General features: G+C 60.5%; 21 protein-coding genes. 8 read left to right on the top strand and 13 right to left on the bottom strand.

What is annotated here, in order from left to right:
* Positions 1-94 precede the first annotated feature (94 nt).
* Positions 95-361, top strand: coding sequence for a type II toxin-antitoxin system RelB/DinJ family antitoxin (locus AAIH70_RS23685; RefSeq protein WP_207908300.1), 267 nt, complete (start codon positions 95-97; stop codon positions 359-361).
* Between the two features lie 33 nt (positions 362-394).
* Complete coding sequence (locus tag AAIH70_RS23690; protein ID WP_207908299.1) at positions 395-703, top strand: type II toxin-antitoxin system YafQ family toxin; 309 nt, start codon at positions 395-397, stop codon at positions 701-703.
* Between the two features lie 7 nt (positions 704-710).
* On the opposite strand, the gene AAIH70_RS23695 is transcribed toward AAIH70_RS23690, so the two are convergent.
* Positions 711-2,297 carry a VOC family protein gene (locus AAIH70_RS23695; protein ID WP_132278233.1) on the bottom strand — a complete coding sequence of 529 codons (1,587 nt, stop codon included), beginning with the start codon at positions 2,295-2,297 and terminating at the stop codon, positions 711-713.
* Positions 2,298-2,357: 60 nt separating this feature from the next.
* Between AAIH70_RS23695 and AAIH70_RS23700 the strand changes: the two genes are divergently transcribed.
* Both AAIH70_RS23700 and AAIH70_RS23705 read left to right on the top strand, forming a co-directional pair.
* Positions 2,358-2,915, top strand: a complete 558-nt coding sequence (locus AAIH70_RS23700; protein ID WP_132278231.1) for an NADPH-dependent FMN reductase — start codon at positions 2,358-2,360, stop codon at positions 2,913-2,915.
* Between the two features lie 94 nt (positions 2,916-3,009).
* Complete coding sequence (locus AAIH70_RS23705; RefSeq protein ID WP_132278229.1) at positions 3,010-3,282, top strand: hypothetical protein; 273 nt, start codon at positions 3,010-3,012, stop codon at positions 3,280-3,282.
* 12 nt (positions 3,283-3,294) lie between these two features.
* Here AAIH70_RS23705 and AAIH70_RS23710 read toward each other — a convergent pair whose 3' ends face one another.
* Positions 3,295-3,576 carry a hypothetical protein gene (locus AAIH70_RS23710; RefSeq protein WP_430035842.1) on the bottom strand — a complete coding sequence of 94 codons (282 nt, stop codon included), beginning with the start codon at positions 3,574-3,576 and terminating at the stop codon, positions 3,295-3,297.
* On the opposite strand from AAIH70_RS23710, the gene AAIH70_RS23715 reads away from it, so the two are divergent.
* Positions 3,575-3,823, top strand: coding sequence for a type II toxin-antitoxin system RelE/ParE family toxin (locus tag AAIH70_RS23715; RefSeq protein ID WP_430035844.1), 249 nt, complete (start codon positions 3,575-3,577; stop codon positions 3,821-3,823). The genes AAIH70_RS23710 and AAIH70_RS23715 overlap by 2 nt on opposite strands.
* On the opposite strand, the gene ppdK is transcribed toward AAIH70_RS23715, so the two are convergent.
* On the bottom strand, positions 3,815-6,490 hold the full coding sequence (gene ppdK / locus AAIH70_RS23720) for a pyruvate, phosphate dikinase (protein ID WP_430035846.1): 2,676 nt from the start codon (positions 6,488-6,490) through the stop codon (positions 3,815-3,817). The genes AAIH70_RS23715 and ppdK overlap by 9 nt on opposite strands.
* Positions 6,491-6,696: 206 nt before the next feature.
* Between ppdK and AAIH70_RS23725 the strand changes: the two genes are divergently transcribed.
* Entirely contained in the window at positions 6,697-7,680 is a 984-nt protein-coding gene (locus AAIH70_RS23725) for a VOC family protein (RefSeq protein WP_132278223.1), read from the top strand.
* 378 nt (positions 7,681-8,058) lie between these two features.
* Here the strand turns inward: AAIH70_RS23725 and AAIH70_RS23730 are convergent, their stop codons facing one another.
* From AAIH70_RS23730 to AAIH70_RS23765, 8 genes are all read right to left on the bottom strand, one after another.
* Entirely contained in the window at positions 8,059-8,496 is a 438-nt protein-coding gene (locus AAIH70_RS23730) for an Ivy family c-type lysozyme inhibitor (protein ID WP_245519305.1), read from the bottom strand.
* 76 nt (positions 8,497-8,572) lie between these two features.
* Entirely contained in the window at positions 8,573-9,136 is a 564-nt protein-coding gene (locus tag AAIH70_RS23735) for a hypothetical protein (RefSeq protein WP_132278219.1), read from the bottom strand.
* Positions 9,133-9,357, bottom strand: a complete 225-nt coding sequence (locus AAIH70_RS23740) for a hypothetical protein (RefSeq protein ID WP_132278217.1) — start codon at positions 9,355-9,357, stop codon at positions 9,133-9,135. Before AAIH70_RS23740 ends, AAIH70_RS23735 begins: the two co-directional genes overlap by 4 nt.
* 94 nt (positions 9,358-9,451) lie before the next feature.
* The gene (locus AAIH70_RS23745) at positions 9,452-9,652 is read right to left on the bottom strand and encodes a hypothetical protein (RefSeq protein WP_132278215.1); all 201 of its coding nucleotides are present in this window, start codon (positions 9,650-9,652) and stop codon (positions 9,452-9,454) included.
* 72 nt (positions 9,653-9,724) lie between these two features.
* Complete coding sequence (locus AAIH70_RS23750; protein WP_132278213.1) at positions 9,725-13,186, bottom strand: chromosome segregation SMC family protein; 3,462 nt, start codon at positions 13,184-13,186, stop codon at positions 9,725-9,727.
* Positions 13,187-13,465: 279 nt separating this feature from the next.
* Complete coding sequence (locus tag AAIH70_RS23755) at positions 13,466-14,191, bottom strand: DsbA family protein (RefSeq protein WP_245519299.1); 726 nt, start codon at positions 14,189-14,191, stop codon at positions 13,466-13,468.
* 170 nt (positions 14,192-14,361) lie between these two features.
* On the bottom strand, positions 14,362-14,883 hold the full coding sequence (locus AAIH70_RS23760) for a DUF721 domain-containing protein (protein WP_132278211.1): 522 nt from the start codon (positions 14,881-14,883) through the stop codon (positions 14,362-14,364).
* Positions 14,880-16,106 (bottom strand): O-antigen ligase family protein, encoded by a 1,227-nt coding sequence (locus AAIH70_RS23765; protein ID WP_165932102.1) that lies wholly within the window; start codon positions 16,104-16,106, stop codon positions 14,880-14,882. Before AAIH70_RS23765 ends, AAIH70_RS23760 begins: the two co-directional genes overlap by 4 nt.
* A 97-nt stretch (positions 16,107-16,203) precedes the next feature.
* On the opposite strand from AAIH70_RS23765, the gene mutY reads away from it, so the two are divergent.
* Together mutY and AAIH70_RS23775 are read left to right on the top strand one after the other, a co-directional pair.
* The gene (gene mutY, locus AAIH70_RS23770) at positions 16,204-17,280 is read left to right on the top strand and encodes an A/G-specific adenine glycosylase (protein ID WP_132278207.1); all 1,077 of its coding nucleotides are present in this window, start codon (positions 16,204-16,206) and stop codon (positions 17,278-17,280) included.
* A 21-nt stretch (positions 17,281-17,301) separates the two neighbouring features.
* Positions 17,302-17,916 (top strand): HAD family hydrolase, encoded by a 615-nt coding sequence (locus AAIH70_RS23775; protein ID WP_132278205.1) that lies wholly within the window; start codon positions 17,302-17,304, stop codon positions 17,914-17,916.
* Positions 17,917-17,955: 39 nt separating this feature from the next.
* Here AAIH70_RS23775 and AAIH70_RS23780 read toward each other — a convergent pair whose 3' ends face one another.
* Together AAIH70_RS23780 and AAIH70_RS23785 are read right to left on the bottom strand one after the other, a co-directional pair.
* On the bottom strand, positions 17,956-18,783 hold the full coding sequence (locus AAIH70_RS23780) for a hypothetical protein (RefSeq protein WP_132278203.1): 828 nt from the start codon (positions 18,781-18,783) through the stop codon (positions 17,956-17,958).
* Between the two features lie 2 nt (positions 18,784-18,785).
* Entirely contained in the window at positions 18,786-19,712 is a 927-nt protein-coding gene (locus tag AAIH70_RS23785; protein ID WP_430035851.1) for a prohibitin family protein, read from the bottom strand.
* Positions 19,713-19,978: the final 266 nt, after the last annotated feature.

Consider the following 19,978-nt stretch of genomic DNA (forward strand, 5'->3'; position numbering starts at 1 on the left):
AATACGTCGCATTCCCATAGTGCATTACGCTTGACCGCCTCTCATATGAGATACATATTTGCCGGAACTGATGCCACGCTAGGAGCATAAGCCGATGGCTACGAAAATGCTGCATGTCCGCGTCGATGACGATATCCGCGAAGACGCTTCCGAAGTGCTGGATGCTCTGGGCATGACCATGTCGGATGCCGTGCGGATCTTCTTGCATCGTGTTGCCGCGACCCAAAGCTTTCCGCTGGAACTGAAAGCCCCGAACGAAGAAACGCGTGCCGCCCTTAAGGAAGCACGGGAAATCCGGAAGGCACGCAGCGCACGCTTTAACGCTGCGGACGAGCTTTTCGCCGATCTAAAAGACAAGTAGATCTGGCTGCGTCTTATGGCAAAGGATGCGAAAATGGATAGCGGTGCCCGGCGTGTGTCGCGCCCACGCGCCTGCGATTATACACAGGCCTTCCGAAAAGATTGGGATCGATACAACAAGGCCGGCAAGGCAGACATGAACCGCGCCATTGAACTGATGGTGCTGATCATTCTGAAAAAGCCGCTCGGTCCCGAATGGCGAGACCATGCCCTTTCCGGCAAGGAATGGCACGGCGCCCGCGAAGCCCATATCGGCGGCGATTTTCTGCTCGTCTACACCTGCGATGACGATTATGTCGAATTCGTCCGGCTAGGTTCGCATTCGGAACTTTTTGGACGCTGACTGCCCCTCACCGCGCCAGCCATTTCCCGACCACACCACGATCTGCTTCCACGAGGTCGTGCCCAGCCTCGACCGTCATCATCGTCACCTCCACCGAACGTGCCGCCAGGATTTCCATCAGCTTCAAGGCATCCGCTGCATGCGCATCCCTGTCGCCGGCAACGATCAACACTTCGGCTGTGGCGCTGGAAACATCGACCGGTGGAATGTCGCTCAGCACCGACACTGGCCGCATCAGAACGGCTCGGCGGATGACACCGGGGTGCAACACCATCACTGCGGCCAGAAAATTGGCACCGTTGGACTGGCCGACAAAGGTCGTTTTCTCCAGATCCACGCCATAGGCCTGTTTCAACTGGCCGACCATCTCGACAAAGGCTTCCGCTTCTGAGGCGATATCCTTCTGGTCGAAAGAACCATCCTCGAAGCGACGGAAGAAACGCGGTACGCCCTCTTCCGTGGCACGTCCACGCAGCGCCAGCAGCATCGTATCGGGTGCAACTGTGCGGGCAAACGGCAGAAGGCTGGTTTCGTTGCCGCCGCTGCCATGCAGCAGGACCAGCGTCTGGTCGTCGGGCGCTTCCGGCATAAAGATGCGGTGCACGAAGGGCAGTTCGCGGTAGCGGATGCGTGGTTCGCCCGGCAGGCTGAACTGCGGCAGCATGGCGCGGCTATCGGCTTCCCGACCCTGCCAGTGCGGCGGGATGAACAAGGTTGTGCCGAGTTCCTCCTCCGTTTCATCCAGCATGAAACCCGGCTCGCCCGTGGCATATTCGATCAGCGAACCACCCGGCTCGCGGACATAGAGCGAATAGAAGTATTTTCTGTCATGTGCATTTGTTTCCGAGCCATCTGCGGCGGCTATCTCGTCGGCAACGCTGTGCACTGTGTCGATATCCGGGGCGTTGAGCGCTATATGGTCCATCGTGCCGGTTCCGGGTGCCGCCGTCCAGAAACCGGTGGCGTCGCGCACATCGACGACACCGCCGGTCGCAGAGGTCAGCCGCGTCTGGCTGCCTTCGACCGGGCCGCTTTCCAGCCCGAAATTTTCCGTCAGGAAGGCGATGGTCTGCGCCGGTTTTTCGGTGAGGATGGTGCCGCTGCGCAGCGCAACAATGGCAAATTCTGCCGGGATGCCGTCACTTGCCCACGGTTTGCCGCCAAAGACGGAAAGATCCTCGACGCCGATCAGTTTGATGATGATGCCGTCCGGGTCCTTCAGGCGCAGCACCGGCTCACCGAATTCCGGCGCCGGCCCTTGCGTTGCGATGCCAAATTGCAGCGCGCGCGTCAGCCAGAAGCCGATCGCATCACATGAAACGGCAAGACCGATCTCGTTCGGCGCACCGTGACCGACGCGACCCGGCGATCCGTCTTCCCAGGCCAGGAACGTCACGAGCGAACCGGGAGACGCAACGGCATCGCCATAGAACAGATGCAGCTGGGTGGCATCCTCGAAACCGGCAGTGCGTTTGACCAGCCGCAGGCCGAGAAAACCGACGTAAAAATCGATATTCGCCTGAATGCTGCGGGTGATTGCCGTGATGTGATGCAATCCGCTCTTTGCTTTCGTACTGGTATTGCCCCGGGTCATTGTCCGCCGCCTCCTGTGTCTCTATTTGACGGTTGTTATAACCAATCGGAGCGAAGACACATGATCAAACTTGTTGGAATCTCGGGCAGTCTCAGAAACAGATCGTTCAACACTTCGCTCTTGAATGCGGCTGCGGAAAATCTGCCTGAGGGCGTGACACTCATCAAGGGCACGATTTCTGGCATCCCGCTTTACGACGGCGATCTCGAAGCGTCCGAGGGTATTCCCGAAGCGGTGACCGTGCTGAAACGCCAGATGGCGGAGGCCGACGGCGTCATCCTGTTCACGCCGGAATACAACAATTCCATTCCTGGTGTGTTCAAGAACGCCATCGACTGGATTTCGCGCCCGCATCCGGAGATTTCCGACGTTTTCAAGGGTCGCCCCTTTGCCATCGCCGGCGCTTCGCCCGGCAATTACGGCACGCTGCTTTCGCAGAATGCCTGGCTGAGCGTGCTGCATACGCTGGGGGCCGAAGCGTGGTCGGGCAAGCGGCTGATGGTGGGTAATGCCGGCAAGGTGTTTGATGCCGATGGCAGGATTACGGATGAAGCAATTGCCAAACGGCTTGGTGATTTCGTGGCGGGATTTGCGGAGTTTGTGAGGGCGAAGGGGTAGGTTGCTGCGCCGATATGGCGTTTGCCATCAAGGCTGAATGATTTAGTCTTCCAAGCACTGCGTCGCCCGGCGACATCATCATGGAGTGCCACTCATGCGTCCCCACCATCTCGTGCTTCTGGCCGCCCTTGCCGGCCTGCTTGCCTCCTGCCAGACGATGACACCGGAAGAGCGGCGTGCGGCCGATGAGAGCCGCTGCGTCGGTTACGGTTTCAAGCCCGGCACCGAAGGCATGGCGCGCTGCCTGCTCGACCTCGATCTCGACCGCCGCGCCGACCTGCGTCAGTGGCAGGATGAAATCAACAACCGCCCGCGCTTCTATGGTCCGGTGATCGTGCAGCAGCCGGTCGTGGTGCGGCCGCGCTAAACACCACGAAAATCAATCCTTGGCTGTATTGCTCTCGATGACAACGATGTTCAGTGCTGTTATGGTCGCACCATGAAGACGCAACCTGAAGCCATCTCCTTTGATGACGCTGTTTCCCCGGCTCAAGACGAACCGGCTCCAGACGTTGTTGCGTGGCAGACGGAGCAGCTGAAGCAGCGCCACAAGGACGCCGACGAAGGTCGGTTTGCATCCCCGGATGCGGTGAAAGCCGTTATTCGAAAATTCGTCCCCAATGGATGAGATTGTCTGGCTGGATAAAGCCTTGCGGGACATGGACAGCATCGGTTCCCATATCGCACGGGAGAATCCTGCGGCAGCCGAAACAATCATACTCAGGATTGTCGGCGCAGTATCCGTCATGTCATGGCATTCAAAACTGGGCCGCGTTCTGCCGGATGGCATAACACGCAAGCTGACGATTTCCGGCACGCCATATGTTGCGTTTTATCGCATCAACTCACGCATCGAAATTCTGGCAATATTCCATACATCCCGGCGCTGGCCGCAGCATTTAAGCTGAATTCCGCATCCGGATCGTCGCCTGCGCCGCCGCCAGCCGTGCGATCGGCACACGAAACGGCGAGCACGAGACATAATCCAGCCCTGCATCCTCGCAAAAACTGATCGAGGCCGGGTCGCCGCCGTGTTCGCCGCAGATCCCGAGTTTCAGGTCGTTACGCGTGCGCCGGCCGCGCTCCGCCGCCAGCTGGATCAGTTCGCCAACCCCTTCGAAATCGAGCGACACGAACGGATCGTGCTCGATGATGCCCTTGCGCTGGTAGGTCGGGATGAAGGTCGCCGCATCGTCTCGCGAAATGCCAAACGTGGTCTGGGTGAGGTCGTTGGTGCCGAAGGAGAAAAACTCCGCCGTTTCGGCAATCACATGCGCGCGGAGCGCTGCACGCGGCAGTTCGATCATCGTGCCGGCCAGATAGGTGGTTGCATTGCCCGTTTCCTTGGCGACGGCAGCGGCAACACAATCGATCACGCCCTTCACGTAATCCAGTTCGGCGCGAAGCCCCACCAGCGGCACCATGATTTCCAGCGCCACCGGCGCACCTGTCTCGGCAGCTGCGGCCACCGCGGCTTCGAAGATGGCGCGCGCCTGCATTTCGGCGATCTCGGGATAGGAAATCGCCAGACGACAGCCGCGATGGCCCATCATCGGGTTGAACTCGTGGATGGCATCGATACGGCGGGCAAGGAAGCCCGGCTCCATACCCATCGCCTCGGCCACATCGGCAATCTCGGCGTCTGTCTTCGGCAAAAACTCGTGCAGTGGCGGATCGAGCAGACGGATTGTCACCGGCAGGCCGGACATGATCGAAAACAGCTCGAAAAAGTCGGAGCGCTGCATCGGCAGCAGCTTGTCGAGCGCCGCGCGGCGGCCGCCCTCGTCTTCGGCGAGTATCATCTCGCGCATGACATGGATGCGCTCGCCTTCGAAAAACATGTGTTCGGTACGGCAGAGGCCGATGCCTTCGGCCCCGAAGGCGCGGGCGGCGCGGGCATCCTGCGGCGTATCGGCATTGGTGCGCACGCTCATGCGCCGACACTGGTCAGCCCATTCCATCAGGCGGCCAAAGTCGCCGGAAAGCTCCGGCTGGATCATTTGCACGGTGCCGGCCAGCACCTGGCCGGACGATCCATCCAGCGTAATGATATCGCCACGCTTCAGCAGCACACCGCCGACACCCATCAGCGTCTCGTTGCGGAGATCGACACGGATCGAACCTGCCCCGACGACGCAGGGAATGCCCATGCCGCGGGCAACGACGGCCGCATGGCTGGTCATGCCGCCACGGGTGGTCAGAATGCCTTCGGCGGCATGCATGCCGTGAATGTCTTCCGGGCTGGTTTCGGTGCGCACCAGAATGACCTTGCGGCCTTCGGCTTCGGCGGCGATCGCCTCTTCCGAGGTAAACACAATCGCGCCACTGGCGGCCCCAGGCGAGGCCGGCAGGCCGGCACCGATCACGCGTCGCTGCACTTTGGGATCGATGGTCGGGTGCAGAAGCTGGTCGAGCGATGGCGGCTCGATGCGACAGATGGCATCTTCGTGGGTGATCAGCCCTTCATCGACCATATCGACGGCGATCTTCATGGCGGCGCGGGTGGTGCGTTTGCCGTTGCGGGTCTGCAGCATGAACAGCTTGCCGCGTTCCACCGTGAATTCGATATCCTGCATGTCGCGGAAATGCGCTTCCAGACTGTTGCAGACGGTTTTGAACTCGGCAAAGGCTTCCGGCATCAGCTTTTCCATCGACGGCTTTTCGCCGCCGGTGGCGATGCGCCCCTCTTCGGTGATGGATTGCGGCGTGCGAATGCCGGCGACGACATCCTCCCCCTGCGCATTGACGAGAAACTCGCCATAGAGCGCCTTTTCGCCGGTGGACGGATTGCGGGTGAAGGCAACGCCGGTGGCAGACGTCGAGCCGAGATTGCCGAACACCATGGCCTGTACGCTGACCGCCGTGCCCCATTCGGCAGGAATATTATGCAGTGTGCGAAAGGTGACTGCGCGCGGGTTCATCCAGCTGGCAAACACCGCGCCGATCGCCTTCCAAAGCTGTTCGTGCGGATCCTGCGGAAAGGTCTCGCCGAACTCCTCCTCGATCACCTGCTTGTAGAGCGACACGACATGCTGCCATTCGACGGCGCTCATTTCGGTATCGTATTCATGACCGCACTGGGCCTTTTCGTCTTCGAGAATTTCCTCGAAGATCTCGTGATCGACGCCGAGCACCACATCGGCATACATCTGGATGAAACGACGATAGGTATCCCAGGCGAACCGCGCATCGCCGGCATCATGGCCGAGAGCCTGTACGGTTTCGTCGTTGAGGCCGAGATTGAGGACGGTATCCATCATGCCGGGCATCGAGGCGCGCGCGCCGGAGCGGACGGAAAGCAGCAGCGGATGCGTGGCGCCGCCAAATGTGCGGCCGGTTTCCGCTTCCATGGCGGTGATGCCTTCGAGCACCTGCGTGCGCAGTTCCTCGGGCAGAGAACGACCGTTGGCGTAATACCATGTGCAGACGTCGGTGACGATGGTCAGCCCCGGCGGTACCGGCAGGCCAAGGCTTGCCATCTCGGCAAGGTTCGCCCCCTTGCCGCCCAGAAGTGCACTATCGGCGGCTCTCCCTTCCGCCTTGCCCCCGCCGAAGCGGCATACCCATTTCGCCATGCCTGCTCTCCACCCGACGCGGCCCATTCTTGTCTTTTGCCAAAGACTTACAGCATTTCCGGCAACAAGGAAACGCAAGGCACGCTATCGATTGCTGCGCCGCAATAGAAAAAATGTCCGGAAGCGGCGTCGATACGAGGATGTGATATGCTTCTTACAGGGGAAAGCATTAGGCAAAAGCAGCAAAATCAATTCGGAAGCTTTCCATGCCTGTGACGAGACGACACATCCTAGCGCTGGCGGGCGTCACGTCCGCTGCAGCTGCCCTTCCCGGTGCGCTTGCAGCCGAAGGCATTGCCGCCGGCACGACGCCTGCAGCATCCGCCCTGCCCTTTGCCCTGACGACCCCGATCCATTGCGGCGAAGTGGCGATCCGGGTGCGTGATCTCGACAATATGTTCGCCTATTACCGCGAAGTGCTGGGGCTTTCCGAACTGTCGCGCAGCAAGGACGGCGCCACGCTCGGTGCTGGAAAAACGCCGCTTCTGCATCTTATTGCCGTTGCCGATGCGAAGATCGAGCCCTTAAACAGCGCCGGCCTGTTCCACGTCGCCTATCTGATGCCGAACCGCGCGGAACTCGCCCGCTGGCTGGTGCATATCGCCATGACCGGCGTACCGGTCAGCGGTTTTGCCGATCACAATGTCAGCGAAGCGGTCTACATGATGGACCCGGAAGGCAACGGCATCGAGGTCTATTCCGACCGGCCGCGCGAAAGCTGGCAATGGAGTGACGGTGTGGTGACGATGGGCACCGAACCGCTCGATGTCGACGGCATTCTGGCGCTGGCAGACACCAAGAAGGACACGTTTACCGGCGCACCCGATCTCATGCGTATCGGCCACATGCATCTCAAGGTCGGAGATCTGACAAAGGGCGACGCGTTCTACGTGGCATCGGCCGGGCTGGTGCATACCCGCAAGGGCCGGCAGGATGCCGCCTTCCTATCATCTGGCGGTTATCACCACCACGTCGCGATGAATGTGTGGAACAGCAAGGGTGCGGGCATGCGTGAAAGCGGTCAGACCGGGCTTGCGTGGTTTTCGCTTGAGGTGGCTGATGAGAAAATGCTCGCTGCACAGCGCGAACGTTTCGAAGCCGCGGGTTTTGCCCCGAAAGCGATTGCCGATGGCAAGGGTTTCGAGGTCATCGACCCCTGGGGCACCGGCCTGCGGCTGCTGACGGTGTAAGCGACACCGAAAGAATCGCCGCCCTGGCCGCGCATATTTCTCATAATGGATTGTAAAATGATCGGCGCCCGGCCAAAAAAATAGGCTTTGCGGGGCCGCCTGCTCCGGCCCCGCAAAGCCTTCCGACCAGGACAGGAAAACCCGGTCGGGGGGTGCTTACAGACAAGTCCGGTTGCATTCGATACGCGCCCCGGTGGTCCGCCCTTGTTGAAATCATTAATAAACTGCTAACGCGTTTTCGTCCTCCCACAAATGGGTGAAACAACGCAAATCAAAAAACCTTTTTTGGGAATATCGGAAAAATCAGGGTAGATTTACCTTTCCGATTTCGCTTGACGCCCTAAGCACTGTCACCAAAAAGTCATAAATAACAATGGCTCAGATGCCGGGCGTCATCAAAGCCTGCAACTGATCGGCGCTTGGCTCGCCCAAAACCTGTTGGCCATCCTTCGGATCGACCAACCGCGCCCAGACCTTTGACCCATCCGCCGAGAACAGGATGCGGATGTGGCTGTTTTGGCAATTGCGCGGATCGCAGGCGCCGAACAGTTCGAACGCCCCCTCCGGCAATGCGACGATACGCGATACGCCGGTGACATAACGCGCGTTGGTGATGATGCTGTGCGCCCATTCCGGCAGGTCGCGGCGACCGCGCAGAAGCGCGACGAGAGATTTTTTGTGTTCGGGCGAGGTGGCGATGACATGGTTGAGGGCACGGTTGCCGGTGGAGGCGGGAGCGGCCGGGGTCACGGACTGGGCGCCGCCGGAAGCCGTATCAGCGAATGAGCCGGCCGGAAGCAAGGTCGCAACGATCACAAACAACGCTGAAAATGTTCGCCTGAGCAAATGAGGTCCACATGAATTGCCAGCCGCCAACCTGATCACCCGAACCTCACCATTGCGTCCTGTCCGACCCGACGTTGCCGGGCTGGTCAACTTCCTGATCGGATGGCTGCCGTCCTGCTTCCCTGATGGATTGCCAGATAGCAGCAGCATCATCGATCAGCTTCCTGTTTTGAAGGCCATAGATAAAGCTTTTGGTCGATACAACATGCACGTTGTCGGGGATGATGATCCGCCTGCGCGTGAAATCGGAATCCTCATAGATCAACAACGCGGCCGTATCGGCAAAGCGCGCTTCAAAACCGGTCAGGAACTCGGAAATGGCCGCCTCTCCCAGACTGGACTGCCGCTTGCCGACGCGTCCCGCCTCCCTGGCAAACCGGGCATTTTCACCGGTCTCCGTTTCGGCGATGTGAACAAGGTCGGCATTCGCTTCAACAAAGCCAATAATGGCAAGCGCATCCGGCTTATCCTTGTTGCGCGTCGCTTCCCAGTAGACCTGATCCATCACATAGACCGGAAGCCTCAATGCGATCAGCAGGTCGAGACGCTTTGCCTTTGCAAGGCTGATCAGGGGGCCGGCATCCGGCACCACGATAACGACCTGGGTCATATGCCTCTTGCAGCCAGAAAATCCGCCATTCTATGGCCTTCGGAAGCGGCTTCCAGATCGCTCAACTCCGGCAACCAAAGATCATGCGCCACCATCAGATCCCAAAGTTCGGAATAGTCGACATCCAGCACAAACATCGCCCGCTGGCGTGAAATGCGCCCTTCGGAAAAATCCAGCAATGTCTTTTCGATTGTCGGCTGCGACGGCCGTGGGTTCAGCATGTGGCATCCTCCGCTTGACTGTCTTTGTTACAGGCCTGTCGCGGATACCCTTCAATTCCAATCATCGGGGCCGGTTTGCGATTGATCAACGACATCAGGGAACCGGCGCGTTGGTTGCAGCCACCGGATAATGCTTCAGCTCGTAGTTTTCGATGGAAATAGCAAGCGCATCGAAATGCGCTGCTTCCAGAGTTTCGGGGGCCGGTTCGCTCTCGAAATACGACCGCACTTGCTTCAATGCAGCTTCGTATTCCTCCTCGTTTTGAAGGGATTGCAACGATTGAGGCTGCTGCATGCGTTATCCTCCGTTTGACCCGCCTTGTTATACGCCTGTCAGCGTCAGCGTTCAAATGCCGAATAACCGACCTCAGCTCGCCTCGGCCAGTTGCTCGGCCGCCTGCAGATCCACCGAGACAAGCTGACTCACACCCTGCTCGGCCATGGTGACGCCGAAGAGGCGGTTCATGCGGGCCATGGTGATAGGGTTGTGGGTGATGATGACGAAACGGGTGGCGGTCGAGGCCGCCATTTCGTCCATCAGATTGCAGTAGCGCTCGACATTGTGGTCGTCGAGCGGCGCGTCCACTTCGTCCAGCACGCAGATCGGCGCGGGATTGGTGAGGAAGACGGCAAAGATCAGCGCCATGGCCGTCAGCGCCTGTTCGCCGCCAGAAAGCAGCGTCATCGTCTGCGGTTTCTTGCCCGGCGGGCGGGCTAGAATTTCGAGACCGGCTTCGAGCGGATCATCGCTTTCGATCAGTTGCAGTTCGGCCGTGCCGCCGTTGAAGAGATGGGTGAACAGTCGCTGGAACTGGGTGTTGACAACATCGAAAGCGGCGATCAGGCGTTCGCGGCCCTCACGGTTGAGGCTCTGGATGGCGCCGCGCAGTTTCTTGATGGCGTCGATCACGTCATCGCGCTCACGTGTGAGGGCTTCGAGCTTGTCGGAAAGCTCTTTCTGCTCTTCTTCGGCGCGCAGGTTGACGGCGCCGAGACGCTCGCGCTCGATCTTCAGGCGGTCCAGTTCACGCTCCACCTGCGCAATATCCGGCGGTGGCGCCTCGTGGCCGAGACCCGTCAGGCGCCATGCCTCGTGTGGTTCGCAGTTCAGCGCTTCGCGAATACGAATTTCCGTCTCGTTACGGCGCTCGGCGGCGGACACCAGACGTTCCTCGGCGCGACCACGGCGTTCGCGGGTTTCCGCCAGTTCCGACAGCGCGATCGTGGCGATGCGGTCGGCCTCGCGCTGGCGGGTTTCGGCCTCGACCAGCACGTCGGAGGCGGCCTTGCGGGCATCCTCGGCCTTCTGCAGTTCGGAGAGCAGCGCCCGGCGCTTGTCGTCGAATTCTTCCGGCGCGAGGTCGAGATCGACCATTTCCTCGCGCGCCTCTTCCTCGCGTTCGCGCAGCGAGGCGATATGGTCTTCGGCGCTCGCGGCTCGGCCCTGCCACGTGGCGCGTTCCTGACCGATGGCGGCGACACGGCGGCGGCGGGCATCGGTTTCGCGGGAAAGCCCTTCGTAACGGGCACGCGCTTCGGCCAACAGGCCGCGATCGGTGGCGACGGTTGCCTGCTGTTCGCGCAGGCGGGCATCGATCTCATCGACCTCGGGCGCGTCTTCCAGCTCGGCGCGGGCGGCTTCGTCCTGCTCGGACACTTCCGTGATCTGTTCGCGCAACTGTTCCAGCGCTGCGGCCGCCACATCACGACGGCGCATCAGGTCACCTGAGGCGCGCTCAGCGGCGGCCAGTGCATCGCGGGCCTCCGCCAGCTGGCGCTGGGCGATACGGCTGCGCTCGCGGGCATCGTGAAGGCGAAGTTCCTCAGTGGCGATCGTATCGATGGCGGCAGCAGCCAGCGTTTCGGCTTCCGACAGCGCAATCGCGGCTTCGTCGATTTCAGCTTCCAGTTCCGACAGGCGGTTTTTCTGGGCAAGACGCAGCGCGGCCGCACTCGGCGCTTCCGAACCGGTGACATGGCCATCCCAGCGGAAGACAGCGCCTTCGCGGGTGACGAGCCGTTGGCCGGGCTTCAGAAGCGGCATCAGGCGGTTGGCGGTTTCGAGATCGGCGACGCCGATCTGCGACAGGCGGCGGGCGAGCTGCGGCGGCGCGATGACATGCGCAATCATCGCCTCGACGTCATCGGGCAAAGCCGGATCGGAACCCGCATCACCGGCACCTGACCAATAGGAAGGTGCTGCCGCATCCAGAGCGCTTTCCAGATCATCGCCCAGAACGGCACCAACGGCTGTTTCGTAACCGCGATCGACCCGGATGACTTCTGCGACCGGCGGATAGGCCCCGGACGTATCGCCTGCGGCCAGCATGCGACGGATGGTCTTGCTTTCCGCTTCCAGCCCGTTCAGATGCGAGCGCGCTGCAACGACCGGCGCACGCGCCTCCGTCTCCCTGCGGCGGGCAAGACCAAGCGCCTCCTCTACGTCCTCGATCAGGACCGCTATATCCTCGACGGCAATTTCCGCCGCCTCCACCGCTTCGCGCCGTTCGGATGGATCAACCAGACCGGACAGGCGTTCATCGATTGCGGCAAGCTCCGCTTCCGCCTCACCAAACGAGCGCTCCAGACGGCCACGACGATCGGCCAGATCACGGATCACGCGTTCCAACTGCTGGCGACCGGCGGCGGCTTCGGCGCGCTCGGCGGTGATCTGGGCAAACACGCGTTCACTGTCGGCAAGGCTGGCGGCGGCACCCTCAAAAGTTTCGCGAAGTTCTTCGGCTTCCGAACCGGATTCGGCCAGCAGTTCCGCAAGTTCCGCCTCTTCAGCATCAAGGCGGGCCAGCACCTCGGCATTTTCCGAAACCAGCCGCTCCTCGCGGCGGATATCCTCGCCCAGTTGGGCAAGACGACGGGTCAGCTCATCGCGACGGCGCAGCAGTCGGCCCGCTTCTTCCTCCAGCTGGCCACGGGCGATCTGGATACGCTGCAGGGCGGCACCGGCGGCGGCTTCGGCTTCTCGCAGTTCCGGCAGCTTGTGGGCAACGATCGCCTGGTTCTTGGCCGCCTCCATCTGCGCCTGCGCCTTTTCGGCTACGATGGCAGTAGCCTGGTTGAGCGTGCTGACAGCCTCGCCCTCGGCCTCCTTGGCCTGCACCCAGCGGCTATGCAGGAGCATGGCCTCGCGGGCGCGGATATCGGCGGACAGGCTCTTGAAGCGGTTGGCCTGACGCGCCTGCCGTTTCAGGCTTTCGATCTGGTTTTCCAGCTGCGCCACGACGTCTTCGAGACGTTCAAGGTTGCCCTCGGCGGCGCGCAGGCGCAGTTCGGCTTCGTGGCGGCGCGAATGCAGGCCGGAAATGCCGGCGGCCTCTTCCAGCAACTGGCGGCGCGCCTGCGGTTTGGCCGAGATCAGCTCGCCGATGCGCCCCTGCCCCACCATCGAGGGCGAACGCGCGCCGGTGGAGGCATCGGCGAACAGAAGCTGCACGTCTTTCGCGCGGGCTTCCTTGCCGTTGATGCGGTAGACCGAGCCCTGCTCGCGCTCGATACGGCGCGACACCTGGATCTCGTCGGCATCGTTGAAGGCGGCCGGCGCGGTGCGGTCTGAATTGTCGAGATAAAGGCCGACTTCGGCGGTGTTGCGGGCCGGGCGGTTGCCGGAACCGGAAAAGATCACGTCGTCCATGCCGGACGCACGCATGTTCTTGTAGGAGTTTTCCCCCATCACCCAGCGCAGCGCTTCGACAAGATTGGACTTGCCGCAGCCGTTCGGGCCGACAACGCCGGTCAGGCCCGGTTCGATGATGAATTCGGTGGGTTCGACAAAGGATTTGAAACCGACGACGCGGAGGCGATTGAACTTCAATGGTTCGGCCTCCGGTCATGGTGGGTCAGTGCGTGACTAAACGATGGAATGAGAGCGGTGCAGCGGGTGTTCTTCTCCCCGTTATGACGGGGAGAAGGTGCCGGCAGGCGGATGAGGGGCAAAAGCCTCAAACTCAATGCCCGCGACCGCCCCTCATCCCCTCGCTGTCGCTCCGGACCTTCTCCCCGCAGGCGGGGAGAAGAGGCAAGCCGCGCCGTTATTCGGCCCAAATCCGCGGACACGCGCAAAAACCCGCCCGCGATCATTTCGCGATGGGTCCTAGAGCAGGGCGTCGATGACCGCCGACATTTGTGCAACCGACAGGTCTCCAGCATATTTCTCGCCGTTGATGATGAAGGTCGGCGTCGAGTTGACTTCGAAGTCCTTGGCGCCGCGCTGCATCGTTGCGTTCACATCATCGAGAAGCTTCTGGTTGGTCAAGCAGGCGTTGAAGCTTTCCTGTGAAAAACCGGCAATCTTGACGGCCTGCGTCAAACCGTTGCGGACATTGCCGTCTGCAGGTGCCGCCCAGGCACGCTGCTGCTTGAACAGCATCGAGATCATCGGGAAATACTGGTCGGCAGTGGCGAGCTCGCTCGGCTTGGACGGATTGCAGCGCGCCAGCATGAAAGCGGCGGTGGCGGCCGGGTCGAACGGGAATTCGCGCACGATGAAGCGCACCTTGCCGGTGTCGACGTATTTTTCCTTGATCGGATCGAACGTATTGGCGTGGAAGGCGGCGCAATGCGGGCAGGTCATCGACATGTATTCGACGATGGTGACCGGCGCGTCATCCTTGCCGAGCTGCATTTCCGGCAGCGGGCCGGGCTTCAGTACTTCGGCCATATCGACCTTGCCGGAGGATTCCGGCTTTTCCTGTGCCTGTGCCGAGGTCATGGAAGCGGCAAGCGTGAGGCCGAGGGCAGTGGAAGCGGATCCGGCGAGAAGCGCGCGGCGGCTGAGAGCTGCGGCAAAGGTCTCGTTGGTCATCGTCTGAATGGTCATGAAGACACCTGTTGAGAGAAAGTAAAAACTGTCGCGATTTCCGTAACCTGCCGCTTGGCGTCCGACAAGCGCGGCTTTCGTTACTCTTTTCAAACAATTGTGACGAGGAATGGACAGGGCAAGCCTGTAACGCACCTGTGGACGAAAGATCGCAGGGGACGAACGCAAGGTTAGCGCCGGATCGTCCGCTTTTTCTGCATCACCGCAGTCCCCAGCCGCGTCACGGCATTGCGCAGCGCATCGTTGTCGATGCCCTCCATCATCTCGTCCAGTTTGCGCGCTGCTTCGCCTTTCAGCGGCGGCGGCTTGGGGCGATGGCGCGGTGCCTGAACGACCGGTTTCTGCACGATGCGGATCTGGCGGATGGCGGGAAAGCCGAAAAACGCATTGATGCGGCCGATCAGCTCGCCCTGCGCATGGCTCAGGAACAATGCGCGCGCGCCTTCGCAGGCGATTGTCAGCGTGCCGGCCTGATAGCCGCTATCTGTACCGGGTTCGCGACGTGGCCACGCGATTTTTTCCGGGCGCGTACATTCGGCAAAATCCTCGCCGGCGATTTCATCCCAGGAACCGAGCAGGGCCGTGGAAATACCGGCGCGCTTGGCCAGCACCGGATCGATGATGCGGTTCGCCACCTCGGCGATCTGGTGGGCGCCGCGACGACGGAATTCCTTCTTTTCCGGCTGGCTCATTGAACATGCTCGGCTTTATGCGCCGCCGGCGCGACTGTCGTGCCGGGCGGCAAAAGAATCACTTTCTGTGATAGTGGCACCGCCACGATGATCACCAACCACAGGAACAGGCTATCATAGATATCCTGGAAGAACAGGATATTGGTGCTGCCGGCGATGAAGTAACCGATGGGCACGAGCAGCGCCATGAACAGACGTTTGCGGCGCGCGATAGTGGTCGGATTGCGCAGGACATTAAGAACCGGCGAAAACAGCATCAGCAGCGTTGCGATCAGGCCGATCAGGCCGGCATCCACGGTGGCGCTGATAAAACCATTGTGGAAATGGGTGAAGGTGTATCCGGCCTGCTCGATCAGCTCGGAGCGGTTCTGCACGCCATAACCCAGCCACGGGTTTTCCGCGATCAAGCCGCTTGCATATTTCCACAGGCCGATGCGGGCGGTGTAGGATTCGTCGGCCCCGGTATCGTTGGCGAAATACCCGAGCATTTCGATCAGCCGCTGCGAATGTTTGAACCCCATGGCAAAAACTACAACGACACCGATGACAAGAAGTACAGCGCCCTTCCAGTTGTAGAAACGGCGCAGTTTCTGCGGAAACAGCGCAAACAGCATGACCAGCGCGATGGCGGGGATGGGCAGCACACCACGTGATTGCGACAGCAGCACGCACATAATGCCGGCAACGAATCCGGCCCAGCCAAGCGCCTGCCGACGTGGCCGCGGCGACACCGTATTGAGCAGCGACACAGACGCCAGCATGGCGCAAACCATGCTGAACGGCAGCGCATTGCCGATGCCGCCGGAAGCGCGGATCTGATAAAATTCAACTTGCACAAAAGCGAGCGGCAAGGCCAGTATGCCACACACGGCCGCACCGACCAGGAACGCATCGATGAGCGAGGAACTGGACCCGACGCGCAGGCGCGGCAGGATCAGCGGAAAAAAGATGAAGGGCAGAAGCGCCGCGCCGCGGCTGAGCAATCTGTCGGCTGTCGCCGGGTCGTAATTGACGAAAGCCGCAAGAAGGATTGTCGCGGAATAGAGCAAGGCCGGCCCGATGACATAAAGATCACTGCGCTGGAAACGGGCCGGATAACGTTTCAGCGCCAGTGAAACCAGCGCCCAGACCATGGATATGCCAAGAAGGATGGTAATGATTGAACCGGCTATTGCGGCGGCGGCGCTGACGATGGCCAGACAGACCACATTATTCCGTTGCATCGACGGCAGTTTCATTCCGGCTCTTTTCATTGATGTAGATTACGCCGAATACATAGGAGAGTGATTCTCCAAGGGAAGCGCTATCTTGCACGGCAGCATGAAAATATCCAATCTTTACAGTGTCGCATTGCTGCATTGGTACGATCGCCACCACCGCGAGCTACCTTGGCGTGTCAGCCCTGTGGCAGCAAAAGCAGGCATTTTTGCGAATCCGTATCATGTCTGGTTGTCGGAAGTCATGCTGCAGCAGACCACGGTGCAGGCCGTCAAACCCTATTTTGCAAAATTTCTATCGCTGTGGCCGAGGGTGGAAGACCTTGCCGCCGCCCCGACGGATGATGTCATGGCCGCTTGGGCGGGGCTCGGTTATTACGCCCGCGCCCGCAACCTGAAAAAATGCGCCGAAGCGGTGGCCCGCGATCATGGCGGCATTTTTCCCGACACCGAGGCTGGCCTGAAGGCCCTGCCGGGCATCGGCGATTACACCGCAGCAGCCGTCGCCGCGATCGCCTTCAACCGGCAGGCCGCCGTGATGGACGGCAATGTCGAGCGGGTGATCTCCCGCCTTTTTACGATCGATGCCCCTCTGCCCGGCTCCAAGCCGCTGATGAAGGAAAAGGTGGCGGAACTGACGCCTTCCGACCGGCCCGGCGATTTCGCGCAAGCGATGATGGATCTCGGTGCCACCATCTGTACGCCAAAACGTCCCGCCTGCGCGCTCTGTCCGTTCAGCAGCCACTGTCTGGCGCTGGCAAATGACGAGCCCGAGCGTTTTCCGGTGAAGGCGCCGAAAAAGACGAAACCGGTGCGTTATGGCGCCGCCTTCGTGGCGGTGACGCCCGATGGCGAAATTCTCCTTCGGCGCCGCATTGAGACGGGACTGCTCGGCCGCATGACGGAAGTGCCGACCACCGGCTGGACGGCACGCATCGACGGCGGCACGACGCCCGAGCACGCGCCGTTTGCCGGCGACTGGCAGGCTTGCGGCCAGATCGTCCACGTCTTCACCCATTTCGAACTCCGGCTTTCAGTCTACCGGCTGAGCCACGAAAAGATCGACACGGATGGCGGCGGCTGGTGGGAGCCGGTGACCAATCTTGAGGCACAGGCATTGCCGACCGTCATGAAAAAGGCAATCGTACAGGCGATACCGCTCGCGTTTTCAAAACTGTAATACTGATATCAGGAAGGTTTCATGGCCGCTCACATCGACCACATCGTCTTCGACATCGGCAAGGTGCTGATACATTACGACCCGAACATTCCGTTCAGCCGCATCATTCCCGACGATGCCGAGCGCAAATGGTTCTTCGACAATGTCTGCACCCATGAATGGAACCTCGAGCAGGATCGTGGCCGCACATGGGCAGAGGCAGAAGCGCTGCTGATCGCACAACATCCCGACCGCACCGACCAGATCCGCGCCTTCCGACAGCATTGGCACGAAATGGTGCCGTATGCCTATGACGGTTCGGTTGCGATCATGGAAAGCCTGATCGCGCAGGGCCGCGACGTGACCATGCTCACCAACTTTGCCTCCGACACGTTTCGGCAGGCACAGGAGATCTTTCCGTTCCTGAAAAAGCCACGCGGCGTCACGGTGTCCGGCGATATAAAACTGATCAAGCCGGATGTGGCGATCTACGAAAAACACGCCCGCGATTTCGGCCTGAAACCGCAAGCCACCCTGTTCATCGACGACAGTTTTCCGAATGTCGAAGGCGCGCGGAAAGCCGGCTGGCAGGCGGTGCATTTTGTCGATGTCGAGACGTTGAAGACGGATCTGGCGGCACTGGGCGTGGCGTTTTAGGCCCAGCCGACGCGTTTCCGCGCGTCGAAGTGATGACGGTTAGAACTCCTGCAACGCTTTCGGCACAAGATAGGCACTATCTTTGAAACGCAGGCGATGTTTGATCGTAATCACCTTTTCGGTGTCCCTGCATTCGTCCCAAACCGCTTCGTGGAGGATATTGGCCCGCTTTTCCGAGACCAGAAGATCGGCAATTGCGCCCTTTGACGACGGAGCCATGGACAGTGTGCGCGTTTTCTCCTCGAATTCACCGTTGCAATTGGTGTCCGTCTCACCGCGGTACTGATAGACCGTGAAGTTTTCCAGGATCGGCTTCAGCTGATTTCCCTCGGCGAAAAACAGCCATAGACTGGTGTCGCTGAAGGGATTGGGACGGGAGCTGCCGCGGGTCATCTTACGCAGTCCGAAGGCAACGTTTTCAGGTGCCAGCTGATAGAACGCCGTGTCGAATGTCAGCTCCTCGATAGAAATCGCATCATCGCTCGTCAGGCCTTCGACGCGATGCCTCTGTTTCACATCGAAACTTTTGCTTTCGAGCACGAGCATGTCGAGATCGCCCTCGTTCATGCCATCCTGCTGCGGCTCGTTCATCAACGGCACCGCCAACAGCGTCAGTTCCGGCCGGGCGGGCCAGGTACGGCAAAGCATGGCCTGCGGATTGCGGCCCAAATAGCCACTCTCCGGCAAGGTCAGCTTCCGTCCCTCCACCTCGAATTTGTTGTCCGGTAATGCCTTGGCCTCTGGATAGGCCTTGGTGACAATCTCCGCCAGTCTTGCCGCGCACACATCCTCCGTCGCATGCGCCGCCGGGCCGGTCGAGACAAAGCCGCTAAGAACGGCGAAAGCAAAAACCGTCCGGCGCGTCATGGTCACTCCCCCGCCGAAACACTGCCGCGGATCGCGCCGCCGGTGACGTCAATCATCGGCACGGCACCATTCGGCACCATCGTCGTCGGCAATTGCCCGTTCCAGCGTTCCGCCTGGGTCAGCGACACGAGGCCGGGATTGTCCTTCAAAGCATCGCCGCGCGCCTTGATGGCGTCGGCTTCCGCCTCACCGCGCACGCGGATGGCTTCGGCATCGGCTTGGGCCTGCAGGCGCACCGCATCGGCCTGCGCCTGCGCATCGGCACGGCGGGCATCGGCGTTTGCATTGGCGCGGGTGACGGTGATTTCCGCCTGCACCTTTTCGCGCTCGGCATTCTGGCGCAGACGCTGCACCTCGACCTCGGCCAACATGCGCTGCTCGATACTCGCCTCGTAGGCGTCAGAAAAATCGATATTTTCGATCTGCACACTGTCGACGATGACCGGCCCCTTGACGCCGGCCTGGATGGCATCGGCGATTTCCTGATTGAGGCGGCCACGCTCCTGAATGGCGGTAACGGCGTTGAAGCGGCCGAACACGGTTTTGCTTTCCTCGAAGACGCGACGCTCGACCAGACGGCTCAACAGGCCTGCTTCCGAACCGAACTGTTCGTAGACGGTGGCCACCTGATCGACTTGGATACGGTAGTTGACCGAAAGCTTCATCGTTGCCGGCTGTTGGTCGCGGCTATAGGCATCCATGTTCGAATAGATCGCGGCCTGCGACTGCACGGAAATGCGCACGATGCTGTCTATGATCGGCAGCTTGAAACCGAGGCCCGGTTCGGCGGTGCCGGCAATCGCGCCGTAACGCAGCACGACGCCACGCTCGCCCTGGTCGATCGTGTACCACGAGCCGAACACGATGCTGAGCACGACAATGGCGACGGCGCCGAAAATCAAGGTTGGAACAGTCGAAACGAAACGCATATTTCCCCCACATCCTAAAAGGATGAACACTCAGAACATAAGTCATCATCGCAATTTTGCGACGACGGTGCAGCCGGCTTGCGCCGAAATCCGCATTCGGTGTCGCAACTAACGACAACGCGCTCTGAAATCGAGGGTAGAAACCACAAATAAAAGACGCCAGATCTCGATGGGAGACCGGGCGTCAAGGATCCTCTTCCGGGACTAGAGGTACATGACCGGAAGAAGAATATCGCGATAGGGCGGCCACCGGTTCATCCTGCGGC

The sequence above is a fragment of the Neorhizobium sp. BT27B genome, assembly GCF_050455485.1.
Lineage (GTDB): Bacteria > Pseudomonadota > Alphaproteobacteria > Rhizobiales > Rhizobiaceae > Neorhizobium.

Bases quoted from the DNA above. Each gene is read 5' to 3' on its own strand.
- AAIH70_RS23685 (WP_207908300.1), top strand. From the start codon at position 95: ATGGCTACGAAAATGCTGCATGTCCGCGTCGATGACGATATCCGCGAA.
- AAIH70_RS23690 (WP_207908299.1), top strand. From the start codon at position 395: ATGGATAGCGGTGCCCGGCGTGTGTCGCGCCCACGCGCCTGCGATTAT.
- AAIH70_RS23695 (WP_132278233.1), bottom strand. From the start codon at position 2,297: ATGACCCGGGGCAATACCAGTACGAAAGCAAAGAGCGGATTGCATCAC.
- AAIH70_RS23700 (WP_132278231.1), top strand. From the start codon at position 2,358: ATGATCAAACTTGTTGGAATCTCGGGCAGTCTCAGAAACAGATCGTTC.
- AAIH70_RS23705 (WP_132278229.1), top strand. From the start codon at position 3,010: ATGCGTCCCCACCATCTCGTGCTTCTGGCCGCCCTTGCCGGCCTGCTT.
- AAIH70_RS23715 (WP_430035844.1), top strand. From the start codon at position 3,575: ATGGACAGCATCGGTTCCCATATCGCACGGGAGAATCCTGCGGCAGCC.
- AAIH70_RS23710 (WP_430035842.1), bottom strand. From the start codon at position 3,576: ATGTCCCGCAAGGCTTTATCCAGCCAGACAATCTCATCCATTGGGGAC.
- ppdK (WP_430035846.1), bottom strand. From the start codon at position 6,490: ATGGCGAAATGGGTATGCCGCTTCGGCGGGGGCAAGGCGGAAGGGAGA.
- AAIH70_RS23725 (WP_132278223.1), top strand. From the start codon at position 6,697: ATGCCTGTGACGAGACGACACATCCTAGCGCTGGCGGGCGTCACGTCC.
- AAIH70_RS23735 (WP_132278219.1), bottom strand. From the start codon at position 9,136: ATGACCCAGGTCGTTATCGTGGTGCCGGATGCCGGCCCCCTGATCAGC.
- AAIH70_RS23740 (WP_132278217.1), bottom strand. From the start codon at position 9,357: ATGCTGAACCCACGGCCGTCGCAGCCGACAATCGAAAAGACATTGCTG.
- AAIH70_RS23745 (WP_132278215.1), bottom strand. From the start codon at position 9,652: ATGCAGCAGCCTCAATCGTTGCAATCCCTTCAAAACGAGGAGGAATAC.
- AAIH70_RS23755 (WP_245519299.1), bottom strand. From the start codon at position 14,191: ATGACCATTCAGACGATGACCAACGAGACCTTTGCCGCAGCTCTCAGC.
- AAIH70_RS23760 (WP_132278211.1), bottom strand. From the start codon at position 14,883: ATGAGCCAGCCGGAAAAGAAGGAATTCCGTCGTCGCGGCGCCCACCAG.
- AAIH70_RS23765 (WP_165932102.1), bottom strand. From the start codon at position 16,106: ATGCAACGGAATAATGTGGTCTGTCTGGCCATCGTCAGCGCCGCCGCC.
- mutY (WP_132278207.1), top strand. From the start codon at position 16,204: ATGAAAATATCCAATCTTTACAGTGTCGCATTGCTGCATTGGTACGAT.
- AAIH70_RS23775 (WP_132278205.1), top strand. From the start codon at position 17,302: ATGGCCGCTCACATCGACCACATCGTCTTCGACATCGGCAAGGTGCTG.
- AAIH70_RS23780 (WP_132278203.1), bottom strand. From the start codon at position 18,783: ATGACGCGCCGGACGGTTTTTGCTTTCGCCGTTCTTAGCGGCTTTGTC.
- AAIH70_RS23785 (WP_430035851.1), bottom strand. From the start codon at position 19,712: ATGCGTTTCGTTTCGACTGTTCCAACCTTGATTTTCGGCGCCGTCGCC.